Raw genomic sequence first — 13,266 nt, forward strand, 5'->3', positions numbered from 1 at the left:
ACACCGTGCCGTCCTGCAGGGCGGTGGACACCTCGCTGTGGCCGACGGGGTAGTAGCCCGCGTTGGTGGCGGGCAGCCGGCCCGCCCGCTCCCGGTTCCGCGGGTCCCGCACGTCGTACAGGCGCAGGTTCTCGGCGTTCTCCTCGGATCCGGTCGCCCAGGAACCAGGGGCTGCCCTCGAGGAGGCGGGATTCCGCCGCGACCTTCTGGCCGAACGTACGGCCCGAGCCGTCGAGGGCGCCGTCGACGTCCGCTGCCGACTCCGCGCGTCCGACACGTCCGCGCCCGCCGCCTGAGGCGGGATCACCGGTCGGGCCCGCCGGCCTGCGCGCAGGAGAGCAGGAAGTCGAGGAAGTGGTCGTCGAGCGGTTCGCCCAGCAGCGGCTGCAGGAAGAGGAACTGCCCCTGCGGGTTGACCTCCAGCCAGACGGACTCGCCGTCCGGGGTCAGCTTGATGTCGATGGCGCCCATGCGCAGCCCGAGGCGCCGCAGCACCTCCACCACGCGGCGGCCCACATCGGGCGGCACCGGCCACGTGGAGATGGGCACGTTGAGGTCGGGGCGCCAGTCGAGCCGGTCGGTCTCGATGAGGGCGGCGTACATGCGTTCGCCGAAGCAGTTGAGCCGGACATGCCGACGGCCGGGGATGTACTCCTGGTAGACGGCCGGGCAGACGCTGAAGGACTCCTCGGGGATGGCCCGCGGATCGTCGATGTACTGCGTGAACATGAGCGGGCCGGTCGCGCCCACCACGGGCTTGACGATCATGCGGTCCACGCTCCGGGCGAACTCCGTCACCTCGTCGCGGGATTGGGAGACCAGCGTGCGCGGCACCCGGAAGCCGGCCTCCCGCGCCACGGAGAGCTGGTAGAGCTTGTCCGCGGCGCGGTCGGTCGCTTCGGGGGTGGAGATCCACTGGCCGCGGAAGGAGGCCGCGAGGATGCCGCCGAGGGCGCCGCGGCTGTCGTTGTCGACCAGGCGCCGCTGGTGGTCGGTCGCCGCGCGGGCGGAGGCCTGTTGGGCGGCCCGCATGCGCCGCCACCAGAGCACCCTCACCGCGTCGAGGGGGATGGTACGCCCCTCCGAGGTCAGAACGGTGCTGGGCGCGTCCCCGTGCGAGCTCCACGTCAGTCCGGGACGTCCGCTGATCCGGTCGCAGTCCACGACGTGGAAGTCGCGGAATCCGCGGCGGACGGCGGCGTCCCGGATGACGTGGGTGTGGAAGTCGTCCTCGACGGACACCGTGAGGATCATCAGAGGGCGTCCACGCAGCAGTCGTCGGAGCAGCCGCACGAGCACGACTCCGACGCTGAGCCCGACATACGGCTGGCGTCGATGACCAGCCCGGTGGTGGCGCGGACGGCCTCCTCCCACTCCCGGAGCTCCTCCGGAGTGTGCAGGCGGATGAACGAGTCGGGCTGCGCCCTGAGGATGACGGGAGGAGCCAGATCGGACGAGATCTTGGACAGGGTCTCCACGCCTTCGCCCAGGGACTGGCCCAGCTTGAACGTTGCCATGGTGAGTCACCTCCACGGAGGGGTTGGTGAGCTGGGTTCTCTCCACCAGCACAGCACCGTTGCGGCGTTGCCGCACATCGAACAACTTGACGCCTCAACAGACCGGGGGCATCATGCCGCGCCCGGACCGGCCCTGGCCTCCCCGGGGGCCGGGAGGCGTGGGGCGGCCGGGGATGGGGCGCTTCGGGACCGAACTCGGAGCCGACGTGCGCCAGCCGCTGTGCGGAGGCGGCTCGTTGTCGTCCGGGAGGCCGATCCGGAGTTCTCCGGATCGGCTGCGGGCCGCCCTGGCCAAGGGGGATGGGGTGGGATGCGGAAGGCCCCGGTGGCCGGCCTGGGGAGGGCGGCCACCGGGGCCTTCGTACGTCTTTTGCCGCTGGTGCTTAGCACCAGTGGTTGGCCTGCCAGAAGTTCAAGGCGCCGACCGGGGAGCCGTAGCGGGAGTTCATGTAGTCCAGGCCCCACTTGATCTGGGTGGCTGGGTTGGCCTTCCAGTCCGCGCCCGCGGAGGACATCCTCGAGGCGGGCAAGGCCTGGACCAGGCCGTAGGCGCCGGAGGAGGCGTTGGTGGCGGTGTAGTCCCAGCCGCTCTCGTGCTCGACGATGTTGCTGAAGGCATGGAACTGCGCCGGGTCCTTAATCATCTGCTGGGCGATCGGCTTGGCGCTCGTCGGAGCGGCGGCCTGGGCCGGCGCCGTGACGAGCAGGGCACCGGCGGCGGCAAGGCCGACGGTGCCCGCAAGGGTTTTCTTGGAGGCGGCGATGCGGCGGATGAAGGAGACGGACACGTAGAACCTTCCGAAGGCAACAACGACGGTCGCGGGCACGCCTGGGGCGTGCGTGAGCCACTCACGCGGAGGAGGGGGGTTCGTCGGCGGGGCGGGGGTGAACCCCTGCCGCCTTGCGACAACACCGGTTAGCCAGGCCGCCGCCGAGACAACCCCCCTCCTACTAGCCCGGGTAGTAGGGGGCAGCAGGTCTCGGACCCCCGTCATTCGAAGAACCGCACGTGGGGTCGGAGGTGAGGGGCGGATGCACGGGCATCGCGGACTACTGTCCCCCGTCGCTTGTGACCTGGGCCCTGTGGGCCGCCTCACCGCCCGCGACGGCGAATCGGCTACCCCAGGCGGCGCGGCACCGGGGCGCCCGCGAGCGTCCGTAGCCGCCGCACCCGGTAGACCGGCGCACCCTCCTCGACGCACAGCTTCTCGGCCTCCTCCGCGTCCGCCGGTACCCGGTCGACCGCCGCGATCCGGCCGCCCGGCTCCTCGCCGAGCGAACGTGCCCAGCGGGTGAACGAGCGCAGCTCGCCGAAGCTGTGCAGCCGGGGCCCGCCGAGGACCACCCGGCGCGAGCCGCGCCGCGAGGTGATCAGGCCGTCGGTGCGCAGCGCGGCCAGCGCCTGGCGGACCGTGCCCCGGGACACGCCGTAGCGGCGGGCCAGTTCGTCCTCGGCGGGGAGCTTCGCCCCCGAACCGTACTCACCCGCCGTGATGGCGGTCCGCAGATCCCCCGCGACCTTCAGATACAGCGGCGTCCTGCCCCGTTCCTCACTCACGGGCCCACCTTGCCATGATCGCGGTCAGTCGATCGGCTGCTCGACCCAGATGGTCTTGCCGGAGGCGCCGTATCTGCTCCCCCACCGGCTGCTGAGCTGGGCGACGAGGAAGAGTCCCCGTCCGCCCTCGTCGGTGTCCCGGGCGCGCCGCAGCCGTGGCTGGGCGTTTCCGGTGTCCGAGACCTCGCACACCAGGACGCGGTCCCGACTCCGGTCCACGATCAGGCGCAGTGTGACGCCGCTGCCCACATGGCGGATGGCGTTGGTGACCAGCTCGCTGACGATCAGTTCGGTGGTGAAGACGAGTTCGTCGAGGCCCCAGTCGGAGAGCCGGCCGGCCACGGCCTCGCGTGCGCGGGCGACCTCGGCCACATCGGCAGGGTAGGTCCACTCGGCGGTGTCGTCGGGCGGAACGGTGCGCAGGCGGGCCAGGAGCACGGCGACGTCGTCGGCGGGCGGAGAGGTGCGAGGAGCGGTCCGCACCAGGCCGTCGCCGATATCGGCGAGCGGCCGACCGGGCCGGCATGTGGCGGACAGGTGGTCGAGGAGGGCGGCGGGCTGCTCGTCGCGACCGGTCAGGCCGTCGGAGTAGAGCACGAGCGTGCTCCCGGTCGGCAGCAGGACATCGCTCACCTCGAAGGGAATCCCCCCGACGCCGAGGAGTGGGCCGGGGTCGACGTCGAGGTAGCGGGCCGCTCCGTCGGGCGTCACCACGACGGGCCGGGGATGCCCGGCGGCGGCCAGCCGGCAGCGTCCGGTGATGGGGTCGTACACGGCGTACAGGCAGGACGCTCCGACCACGTCCGGGTGTTCGGCCTCCGCCGCGAGCCGGTGGACCAGGTCGTCCAGGTGCAGCAGGACGTCGTCGGGCGGGAGGTCGAGGTGGGAGAGCGTCTGGACGGCAGCTCGCAACCGCGCCATGGTCGCGGTGGCCCGTAGCCCGTGGCCGATCACGTCCCCCACCACGAGGGCGACCCGCAGCGAGGCCAGCGGGATCACGTCGAACCAGTCCCCGCCGACGCTGAGTGCTCCCTCGGCCTCGAGATAGGTACCGGCGGTCTCCGCGGCGGCGATGTCCGTGCTCGCCGGCGGGAGCAGGCTGCGCTGGAGAGTGACGGCCATACGGTGCTCGCGGGTGAAGCGGCGTGCGTTGTCCACGGCGAGCCCTGCACGGGTGGCCAGCTCTCGCAGGATCCTCATGTCCTCCTCGCCGAAGGGCCGCGGATCGCGGGTGCGGGCGACGGCCACGTACCCCACGGCCACTCCCCGGGCGAACAGCGATGCGCCGAGGGTCTGGCGCATCCCCGGGGGCACGAGCCGCTTGAAGAGTTCGGAGTCGCCGCCGAGAGCCTCGACCGCGTCCTCGTGTGTCCAGAGGGCGACCCCACCCTTGTACAGCCGGCCGAAGTCGGGCAGCTCGGGAACGAGCGGCGCCTGCTCACCCACCTGCACCATCGCGGGCGGACGGGGACCGTGTGCGTGCTTGGCGGCCACGACGCGTCTCTGCTCGTGCGGGTCGAACACCGGCAGCGGCTCGTCTCCCACGAGAACGGACTCGGTGAGGGCGACGCTGCTCATGTCCCCGAGGGCCGGCACCAGGAGGTCGACCAGGTCCTCGGCCGTCTGGAACACGTCGAGGGAGCTGCCGATCCGGGAGGCCGCGTCGCTGAGCAGCAGCGCCGTCGAGCCGGTGGAGGGCCCGGGCTCGGCCCCGGCCCTCGCCTCGGCCCCGGCGGCAGGGTCTGGGTCTGGGTCTGGTTCTGGGGCGACGGTCATGCGCACTCCCGGTAGTCGTTCCGGCTCGCGGCGTGCGGACCCGAAGAGGATCTTGCCCCAGTATCACCCGATATCGGCAAGGTCTCCTCCTCGCGGAATCCTTACGCGTGTCGCCCTGCCGGACTGCTGGGCATGTGCCTGCCCACAGGCGCGACGGCAGCTCGCGATCCCCCTGAGCGCAGCCCGTACAACTGAACTTGCACGGGCTGCACTTCCCCTCGGGAGCAGGGGTGGGTGACCGGGGTCAGTACGTGAGGATGCCCGGGTCCGTGACGCCGGCTGTGCCCGTCTCCACGTGGCCGGCCAGGCGGCGGAGGTAGTCCGGGCTCGTCGACGCGCTGACCGTCACGTCGTACCAACGGTGAGAGGTCGTCAGGTCGACGGTGTGGGTGACCGTGGCGCCCTTCGGGACGGTGACCGTCTGCGGGCCGCCCGCGTACGCGTGGGCGATCGTCAGGGTCGCGGCCGCGGTGGTGCCGTTGGTGATCGTGAGGTCCAGGTTGCCCGTGGTCGCGTTGTGGCGTGCCCGGACCTCCGGGACGGCAGTCTTGCCGGGGGAGCGGAAGCGGCGCAGGAAGCCGTTGGGGCCGTGGATGGTGAGGTCGGTGAGGCCCTTGGAGTGCTTGGTGTTCCAGGTGTCCCCGAGGGACTTGCCGGCCTCGGTCGTGTACGTCCAGGGCGCGTCGGTCCGGTTGGCGGAGGTCACGTAGAACTGGGCGCCGGCATCCGGCCCGCCGCTGAACGTGAGCCGGAAGGTGCCGGCCGCGGTGTCGGCGGCGCCGTCCACGTACGGCGCGTACTTCAGCGGGCGGGTGGGCCTGGAGCCCGGCTCCTGGCGGGGCATGGTGCCGACGGCCGGGGCGGTGGCCGGGAAGTCGGGGTGGCGGTTGCGGTCCGGCGGGAAGTAGCCGTCGGTCGGCGGCAGCACGGCCGGCGTGGTCTGCGTGCGGGAGAAGTCGAACGCCGAGGTCAGGTCACCGCAGACGGCGCGGCGCCAGGGCGAGATCTGCGGCTCGTGGACGCCGAAGCGGGCCTCCATGAAGCGGATGACCGACGTGTGGTCGAAGGTCTCCGAGCAGCTGTAGCCACCGGTCGACCACGGCGAGACGACCAGCATCGGGACGCGCGGGCCGAGGCCGTAGGGGCCGGCGACGTAGCCCGTCCTGCCCGGGAAGTGGTCAAGGGCGGTCGGCGTGGTCGAGAGACCCTGCGCCGCCGAGGCCGGCACGTACGGCGGGACCACGTGGTCGAAGAAACCGTCGTTCTCGTCGTACGTGATGAACAGGGCCGTCTTCGCCCACACGTCCGGGTTGGACGTCAGCGCGTCGAGGACCTGCGCGATGTACCAGGCGCCGTAGTTGGACGGCCAGTTGGAGTGCTCGCTGAAGGCCTCGGGCGCGGCGATCCAGGAGACCTTCGGCAGCCGGCCGGCCTGCACGTCGGCGCGCAGGACGTCGAAGTAGCCCTCGCCGGCCTTCGCGTTCGTGCCCGTACGGGCCTTGTCGTAGAGCGGGTTGCCGGGCTGGGCGTTGCGGTAGTTGTTGAAGTAGAGGAGCGAGTTGTCGCCGTAGTTGCCGCGGTAGGCGTCGTTGATCCAGCCCCACGAGCCGCCGGCGTTCAGACCGTCGCCGATGTCCTGGTAGATCTTCCAGGAGACCCCGGCCGCCTCCAGGCGCTCCGGGTAGGTCGTCCAGCCGTAGCCCGCCTCGGCGTTGTTGAGGACCGGGCCGCCCCCCGTGCCGTCGTTGCCGGTGTGACCCGTCCACATGTAGTAGCGGTTCGGGTCGGTCGAGCCGATGAACGAGCAGTGGTACGCGTCGCAGATGGTGAACGCGTCCGCGAGCGCGTAGTGGAACGGGATGTCCTCACGCGTGAGGTACGCCATCGTGGCCTTGGTCTTCGCGGGCACCCACTGGTCGTACTTGCCGCCGTTGAAGGCCTTCTGGCCACCGGCCCAGTCGTGGTTGAGGCCCTGCAGGAACTCCATGCCCAGTTTGTCGCTGGTCGGGCGGAACGGCAGCGTCACCTTGTTGCCGTCCGCCTGGTTCCAGACGGACTTGCCGCTCGGCAGCGTGACGGGGCGCGGGTCACCGAAGCCGCGTATGCCCTTCATCGCGCCGAAATAGTGGTCGAAGGAACGATTCTCCTGCATCAGGACGACAATGTGCTCGATGTCCTGAATGGTGCCGGTGGATCCTTGTGCCGGTATGGACGCGGCGCGCGCGATGCTGTCCGACAGCATCGTCAACGCGGCGGATCCGCCCGCCAGCTGCAGAAACCGGCGGCGATTGAGGTCGGCCATGGGGGGTGCTCCTCCATTGGATGAGAGCGGACGGGGGTGCGGGTGCGTCGCCGGCCGGGCCGGCGGCGACCGCCCAAGGAAAACGTCGGCGAAACACCGCCCGGCGGCCGTCCCATGACTTCCCGCCATACGGAGACCGAATCCCCCGTGCCCGCACAGGAACGAGCACGTGCGAACGCCCCAATGCACGGAAAGCGCACGAGGCTGCCGCGTCGTCGCACGAAACAAACCCGGCGACGTCGGCGATCGTCCCCGGGACACTGGTCGCCCATGGACGAGGTAGAAGTCGTGGTTGCCCATTCCGAGCGCGCGACCCTGCGCGTCGGCGACGTGTTCCTGAAGGTGGACGCCGATCAGGCGCGTATCGACGTCGAGGTCAAGGCGATGTCCCTCGCGCCGGTCCCGACTCCGGAGGTCCTGTGGCACAAGCCGCCCGTGCTCGCGATCGCCGCCGTCCCGGGGACGGTGCTCGGTCGGCTCGGTGAGCCTTCGACCGCGTCGTCGGCGGCGTGGGCGGCGACGGGTGCTGTCATCCGGCAGTTGCACGAGGCGCCGTTGCCGCCCTGGCCCGGCCGGCGCCGCCGGGATCCCGACGAGTTGGCGGCGGAGCTCGACGGCGAGTGCGAGTTGCTCGTGACGAACGGTGTCCTGCCCGCTGACCTGGTCACCCGCAACCGCCAGGTCGCCCAGGCCGCGCTCCGGCCGTGGACTCCGGTGTTCACGCACGGCGACCTGCAGATCGATCACGTCTTCGTCGGCGGCGACGGGGTCACGGGCATCATCGACTGGTCCGAGGCGGGCCGGGGTGATGCCCTGTTCGACCTCGCGACGTTGACGCTCGGACACGAGGAGAACCTCGACGACCTCATCGCCGGCTACGGCACCGACGTCGACCTCGACGTGATTCGCGCGTGGTGGTCGTTGCGAAGCCTGCTGGGGGTTCGCTGGCTGGTCGAGCACGACTTCGACCCCTTCGCGCCGGGCTGTGAGGTCGACGTGCTGAGAGCCCGGATGTGAGGCAGTGCGCTGTCGTGCCAACCCCTGGGCGCAGGAGGTCAATGCGGTCGGTCGGGTCGCTCCTAGCTTGAAGGAGTGCCCCGAGCCGCGGAGGCGGCGGGCGCACTTCCGATTGCTTCGAAAGGACCCCTCATGTTCGACATCGACAAGGTGCACGCCGCTCCCAGTGCGGACCTGCTGACGCCCGACAACTCGGTCATGCTCTTCGTGGACCACCAGCCGCAGATGTTCTTCGGCACCGGGAGCGGCGACCGTGCCGCGATCATCAACAGCACTGTGGGTCTGGCCAAGGCGGCCGCGGCGTTCGATGTACCGGCCGTCCTGACCACGGTCGCCGCCGAGTCCTTCTCGGGCCCGCTGCTGCCGCAGCTCGCCGAGGTGTTCCCCAAGCACGAGATCATCGACCGCACCACCATGAACGCCTGGGAGGACGAGGCGCTCGTGGCGGCGGTCAAGGCGACCGGGCGCAAGAAGATCGTCCTGTCGGGTCTCTGGACCGAGGTCTGCCTGGTGCTGCCCGCGCTTTCGGCGCTCGAGCAGGGCTACGAGGTGTACGTCGTGACCGACGCCTCCGGCGGCGTCAGCCCGGCCGCCCACGAGCACGCCCTGCAGCGGATGATCGCCGCCGGCGCCGTCCCGGTGACCTGGGTCCAGGTACTCCTGGAGCTGCAGCGTGACTGGGCGCGTCAGGAGACGTACGGCGCCGTCATGGAGATCGTCAAGGCCCACGCGGGCGCGTACGGCCTGGGTGTCGTGTACGCGCAGACCGTCATCGGCGCGCACGCGGCCGGCTGACCCCTGTGGACACCGGCATTCTGATCCTGCGTCTGCTGGTGGGACTGCTCGTCGCCGGCCACGGTGTGCAGAAGGTCAGCGCACACCTGGGAGGCAAGGGACTCGAGGGCGGCACCGAGGAGTTCCGCGCCGACGGTTTCCGCGGCGGTGCCGTCACCGCCCTGGCGGCGGGTGGTGGGCAGATCGGCTCGGGCCTGCTGCTCGCCGCCGGCCTCCTGACCCCGCTCGCTGCGACCGGCACCATCGGGGTCATGACGGTCGCCCTCACCGTGAAGTGGCGCCACGGCCTCTGGGTGCAGAACGACGGTTACGAGTACCCGCTCGTCCTCATCGGCACCGCCGCTGCCCTTGCCGCCACCGGACCCGGCGCCTGGTCCCTCGACGCGGCCCTCGGCCTCACGCCGTACCCGCTGTGGTGGGCGGCCCTCGCGCTCGTGGCCGGTCTCGGCAGCGGACTCCTCACTCGGCTCGTCCTGCACCGGCCCCCCGCCCCGGCGATCGCCGATCACTGAGCGCTGAGCGCTGAGCGCGAGCCACGCAGACCGGGTCCGGCCGCTCGCGTACCCCCGACCGGGCGGCCGGGCCCTTCCCACCCTCTCTCCCGAACAGGAGCACCCGATGGACACCCTCACGACCTCGCACGGCGGCGGTCAGCCGCTGCTGCATCAGAAGGGCGCCGAGACCCAGGCGTTCGGCACGCTCGTACAGCTGCCGATCGGCCTGGGCCATGACACCCGCATGTACGCGTGCCAGCGGCTGAACCGCGTCCTCGCCGACACCCAGATCCTCCACTCCCTCTACAAGAAGCACCACTGGCTCATGCGCGGGGCGACCTTCTACTCGCTCCACCTCCTGCTGGACAAGCACGCGGAGGCCCAACTGGCCATCGTGGACGCGCTGGCCGAGCGGATCCAGAGCCTCGGCGGTGTCGCCGTCGGCGACCCGCGCCACGTCGCGGAGCTGACCGCGATCCCCCGTCCGCCGGACGGCGTCGAGCCGGTGCCCGCCATGCTGTCGCGGCTCCTCGACGCGCACGAGCGGATCCTGATCGACGCCCGGGACGCCGCCGCCCGGCTCTCCGGGGAGGGCGACGAGGGCAGCGCCGACCTGCTCGTCTCCGATGTCATCCGTACCGGCGAGGCGCAGGTCTGGTTCCTGGCCGAGCACCTCGTGGACACTCCTCTGGTGCGCGGCTGAGCAAGGCCCTGCTGCGACCCGGCGCCGCCCGAGCGGAAGCCCGTTCGAACCACCGTGCGCCGCTGGCCCACATGCGCGTGTACCAGGCCCGCGCCTGCGCGGCGGCGATCGTCGAGCGAGCCGCGGGGCGCCCGGCCGTGGTCAGCCACGTGATCCTCGCCGCCGCGCGGGCGACCCGCATCGGGTGCCCAGCGCCTGCCCCCTCCCGTACATACCGAAGGAGAACCCCTCATGAAGAACGGTCCCGTCCTCGAACCGGCCGCCCAGGCGTTCGCCGACGCCACCGCTCAGCCGCCGTACCTCTACCAGATCCCCGTCGCCGAAGGCCGCAAGGCCGTGGACGGCGTCCAGAGCGGCGAGGGCGTTCCCCTGCCCGACGTCGACGAGGAGTGGATCACCGTCCACGGCGGCCCGACCGGCGACGTCCGGGCCAGGATCGTCCGCCCCCGCGGCGTGACCGGCCCGCTCCCCGTCATCCTCTACATCCACGGCGCGGGCTGGGTCTTCGGCAACGCCCACACCCACGACCGGCTCGTCCGCGACCTTGCCGTCGGCACCCGGGCGGCCGTGGTCTTCCCGGAGTACGACCTCTCGCCCGAGGCGCGCTACCCCGTCGCGATCGAGCAGAACTACAGCGTCGCCCAGTGGGTCGCCCGCGAGGGACATCACAAGGACCTCGACGGCACGCGGATCGCCGTCGCGGGCGACTCGGTCGGCGGCAACATGACCGCCGCCCTCACCCTCATGGCCAAGCAGCGCGGCGACGTCCACCTCGCCCACCAGGTCCTCTTCTACCCGGTCACCGACGCCGCTTTCGACACCGGCTCGTACCACGACTTCGCCGAGGGCTACTTCCTGCGCCGCGACGCCATGAAGTGGTTCTGGGACCAGTACACGACCGACGAGGCCGAGCGAGCCCAGATCACCGCCTCCCCGCTGCGCGCCACCACCGAGCAGCTCACCGGCCTGCCGCCGGCCCTCGTCATCACGGCCGAGGCCGACGTCCTGCGCGACGAGGGCGAGGCGTACGCCGCCAAGCTGCGCGCTGCCGGGGTCCCCGTCACCGCCCTGCGCGTCCAGGGAACCATCCACGACTTCGTGATGCTGAACGCGCTGCGTGAGACGCGGGCCGCGGACCTCGCCATCGGCCTCGCGGCCGACGTCCTGCGCGAGGCCCTGGCATGACCCGGCCCTCGACGAGCATGCCGGTGTCGGGCCTCGTGCCCGCCCCGCGGCGGGAGCCCGCGCAGGCCGACCTCCTCGTCCGCAACGCGAAGGTGTTCACCGGTGACCCGGCCCGTCCCGAGGCCCGGTCCGTCGCGATCCGCGACGGCCGGGTCGCTGCCCTCGGCGACGACCACGACCTCGCCCACCTCGTCGGGCCCGGCACCAAGGTCGTCGACGCGCTCGGCCGCCGGGTGATCCCCGGTCTGAACGACTCGCACCTGCACGTCATCCGGGGCGGCCTCAACTACGTACTGGAGCTGCGCTGGGACGGCGTACGCAGCCTCCGCCGTGCCCTGGCCATGCTGCGCGAGCAGGCCGGCCGCACGCCCAGGGGACAGTGGATCCGGGTCGTCGGCGGCTGGACGGCCGAGCAGTTCGCCGAACGCCGCATGCCGACCGTCGCCGAGTTGAACGCCGCCGCCCCCGACACACCGGTCTTCGTCCTCCACCTCTACCAGTCCGCGCTGATGAACCGCGCCGCCGTACAGGCCGCTGGATTCACCCGCGACACCCCCGATCCGCGCGGCGGACAGATCGTGCGGGGCAGGGACGGCGAGCCGAACGGGGTGCTCCTCGCGGCGCCGAGCGCGCTCATCCTGTACTCGACCCTGGCCAAGGCGCCGGCCCTCGACGAGGCCGACAAGCGGACATCGACCCGTCACTTCCTTCGGGAGCTGAACCGCTTCGGGCTGACCTCGGCGGTCGACGCCGCCGGCGGGTTCCAGAACTTCCCCGACAACTACGCCACGGTCGTCGACCTCGCCAGGTCGGGGGAGCTGTCCCTCCGGATCGCCTACCACCTCTTCCCGCAGACGGCCGGGCAGGAGCTCGTCGACCTCAAGCGCTGGACCGAGACGGTCAAGCCCGGGGACGGCGACGAGTGGCTCCGGCTCAACGGCGCGGGCGAGAACCTGACGTGGGCCGCCGCCGACTTCGAGAACTTCTCCGAGCCGCGGCCCGAGCTCGCCGCAGGCTACGAGACCGAGTTCGAGAGCGCTGTACGGCTCCTGCTCGAGAACGGCTGGGGATTCAGGCTCCACGCGACCTACGACGAGACGATCCGGCGCGACCTGGCCGTCTTCGAGAAGCTCGCCGCGGAGGGACTCTTCCCGGGCGGCAACCGCTGGCTCTTCGACCACGCGGAGACGGTCTCGGCCGGCAGCCTCGACCGGATCGCCGCCCTCGGCGGCGCCGTCTCCGTCCAGAACCGGATGTCCTTCCAGGGCGCCGCGTTCCTCGACCGCTACGGCGCCGAGGCAGCCGCCGACACCCCGCCGGTCCGGGCCATGCTCGACCGCGGCCTGACCGTCGCCGCCGGAACCGACGCGACCCGCGTCTCCTCGTACAACCCGTGGGTCGCCCTCCACTGGCTGGTCACCGGCCGCACCGTCGGTGGCACCGCGCTCCACCCGGCCGGGAACGCGATCGATCGGGAGACCGCCCTCGGCCTCTACACCCGGGGCGGAGCGCAGCTCACCGGCGAGCATGATGTCAAGGGAACCCTGCGGGAGGGCTGCTACGGCGACCTCGCGATCCTCTCCGACGACTTCCTCACCGTGCCCGAGGACGTCATTCCCGACATCGAGTCCGTCCTCACCGTCGTCGGCGGCCGGATCGTCTACGCGACCGCGGAGTACGAGGGACTCGACGAGGCCGTCCCGCCGGTGAGTCCCGAATGGAGCCCTGTGGCCCACTTCGGCGGCTACCAGTCGGGCGGGGCGGGCCAGGGGGGCGCCTACCAGGCATCGCTGGTGGCCGAGGCCGTCGCCGAGTCCGAGCAGCACCGCAGGTGGCGCGTCGCGCGCGGCTCCGTCCCCGAGACGACGCGGCCCTTCGTCGACCCCTGCTTCGACCACTAGAAGCTCGAACACCGAAAG

The 13,266-nt window shown here is 71.6% G+C and carries 12 protein-coding genes; 6 read left to right on the forward strand and 6 right to left on the reverse strand.

Translation table 11 applies throughout. From position 1 onward, the window contains the following. Positions 1-303: 303 nt before the first annotated feature. The 6 genes from R2D22_RS31980 to R2D22_RS32005 form a co-directional block, all read right to left on the reverse strand. Entirely contained in the window at positions 304-1,254 is a 951-nt protein-coding gene (locus R2D22_RS31980) for an ATP-grasp domain-containing protein (protein ID WP_318108476.1), read from the reverse strand. Beyond that, positions 1,254-1,517, reverse strand: a complete 264-nt coding sequence (locus R2D22_RS31985; protein ID WP_318108477.1) for a hypothetical protein — start codon at positions 1,515-1,517, stop codon at positions 1,254-1,256. The genes R2D22_RS31980 and R2D22_RS31985 overlap by 1 nt, the downstream gene beginning before the upstream one ends. A gap of 383 nt (positions 1,518-1,900) precedes the next feature. Continuing rightward, on the reverse strand, positions 1,901-2,305 hold the full coding sequence (locus R2D22_RS31990; protein ID WP_318108478.1) for an aggregation-promoting factor C-terminal-like domain-containing protein: 405 nt from the start codon (positions 2,303-2,305) through the stop codon (positions 1,901-1,903). A 329-nt stretch (positions 2,306-2,634) separates the two neighbouring features. Continuing rightward, on the reverse strand, positions 2,635-3,075 hold the full coding sequence (locus tag R2D22_RS31995; RefSeq protein ID WP_318108479.1) for a GntR family transcriptional regulator: 441 nt from the start codon (positions 3,073-3,075) through the stop codon (positions 2,635-2,637). Between the two features lie 24 nt (positions 3,076-3,099). Then, positions 3,100-4,851 (reverse strand): ATP-binding SpoIIE family protein phosphatase, encoded by a 1,752-nt coding sequence (locus R2D22_RS32000; RefSeq protein ID WP_318108481.1) that lies wholly within the window; start codon positions 4,849-4,851, stop codon positions 3,100-3,102. Positions 4,852-5,095: 244 nt separating this feature from the next. Further along, positions 5,096-7,153 carry a phosphocholine-specific phospholipase C gene (locus R2D22_RS32005; RefSeq protein WP_318108482.1) on the reverse strand — a complete coding sequence of 686 codons (2,058 nt, stop codon included), beginning with the start codon at positions 7,151-7,153 and terminating at the stop codon, positions 5,096-5,098. 270 nt (positions 7,154-7,423) lie between these two features. On the opposite strand from R2D22_RS32005, the gene R2D22_RS32010 reads away from it, so the two are divergent. The 6 genes from R2D22_RS32010 to R2D22_RS32035 all read left to right on the forward strand — a co-directional run bounded on the left by R2D22_RS32010 (position 7,424) and on the right by R2D22_RS32035 (position 13,248). Then, on the forward strand, positions 7,424-8,170 hold the full coding sequence (locus R2D22_RS32010) for a phosphotransferase family protein (RefSeq protein WP_318108484.1): 747 nt from the start codon (positions 7,424-7,426) through the stop codon (positions 8,168-8,170). Between the two features lie 132 nt (positions 8,171-8,302). After that, complete coding sequence (locus tag R2D22_RS32015) at positions 8,303-8,965, forward strand: hydrolase (protein ID WP_318108485.1); 663 nt, start codon at positions 8,303-8,305, stop codon at positions 8,963-8,965. 5 nt (positions 8,966-8,970) lie between these two features. After that, positions 8,971-9,477, forward strand: coding sequence for a DoxX family membrane protein (locus R2D22_RS32020; protein ID WP_318108486.1), 507 nt, complete (start codon positions 8,971-8,973; stop codon positions 9,475-9,477). 106 nt (positions 9,478-9,583) lie between these two features. Further along, positions 9,584-10,162 carry a Dps family protein gene (locus R2D22_RS32025; protein WP_318108487.1) on the forward strand — a complete coding sequence of 193 codons (579 nt, stop codon included), beginning with the start codon at positions 9,584-9,586 and terminating at the stop codon, positions 10,160-10,162. 231 nt (positions 10,163-10,393) lie between these two features. Beyond that, complete coding sequence (locus R2D22_RS32030) at positions 10,394-11,347, forward strand: alpha/beta hydrolase (RefSeq protein ID WP_318108488.1); 954 nt, start codon at positions 10,394-10,396, stop codon at positions 11,345-11,347. After that, complete coding sequence (locus tag R2D22_RS32035; RefSeq protein ID WP_318108489.1) at positions 11,344-13,248, forward strand: amidohydrolase; 1,905 nt, start codon at positions 11,344-11,346, stop codon at positions 13,246-13,248. The genes R2D22_RS32030 and R2D22_RS32035 overlap by 4 nt, the downstream gene beginning before the upstream one ends. The last annotated feature ends 18 nt before the right edge of the window (positions 13,249-13,266 follow it).

Origin of the sequence: Streptomyces sp. HUAS YS2 (assembly GCF_033343995.1) — a bacterium.
Taxonomy (GTDB): Bacteria; Actinomycetota; Actinomycetes; order Streptomycetales; family Streptomycetaceae; genus Streptomyces; species Streptomyces solicathayae.

What these genes read in the sequence shown, in the direction of transcription:
- R2D22_RS31980 (WP_318108476.1), bottom strand. Translation starts at nt 1,254, where the DNA reads ATGATCCTCACGGTGTCCGTCGAGGACGACTTCCACACCCACGTCATC.
- R2D22_RS31985 (WP_318108477.1), bottom strand. Translation starts at nt 1,517, where the DNA reads ATGGCAACGTTCAAGCTGGGCCAGTCCCTGGGCGAAGGCGTGGAGACC.
- R2D22_RS32000 (WP_318108481.1), bottom strand. Translation starts at nt 4,851, where the DNA reads ATGACCGTCGCCCCAGAACCAGACCCAGACCCAGACCCTGCCGCCGGG.
- R2D22_RS32005 (WP_318108482.1), bottom strand. Translation starts at nt 7,153, where the DNA reads ATGGCCGACCTCAATCGCCGCCGGTTTCTGCAGCTGGCGGGCGGATCC.
- R2D22_RS32010 (WP_318108484.1), top strand. Translation starts at nt 7,424, where the DNA reads ATGGACGAGGTAGAAGTCGTGGTTGCCCATTCCGAGCGCGCGACCCTG.
- R2D22_RS32015 (WP_318108485.1), top strand. Translation starts at nt 8,303, where the DNA reads ATGTTCGACATCGACAAGGTGCACGCCGCTCCCAGTGCGGACCTGCTG.
- R2D22_RS32025 (WP_318108487.1), top strand. Translation starts at nt 9,584, where the DNA reads ATGGACACCCTCACGACCTCGCACGGCGGCGGTCAGCCGCTGCTGCAT.
- R2D22_RS32030 (WP_318108488.1), top strand. Translation starts at nt 10,394, where the DNA reads ATGAAGAACGGTCCCGTCCTCGAACCGGCCGCCCAGGCGTTCGCCGAC.
- R2D22_RS32035 (WP_318108489.1), top strand. Translation starts at nt 11,344, where the DNA reads ATGACCCGGCCCTCGACGAGCATGCCGGTGTCGGGCCTCGTGCCCGCC.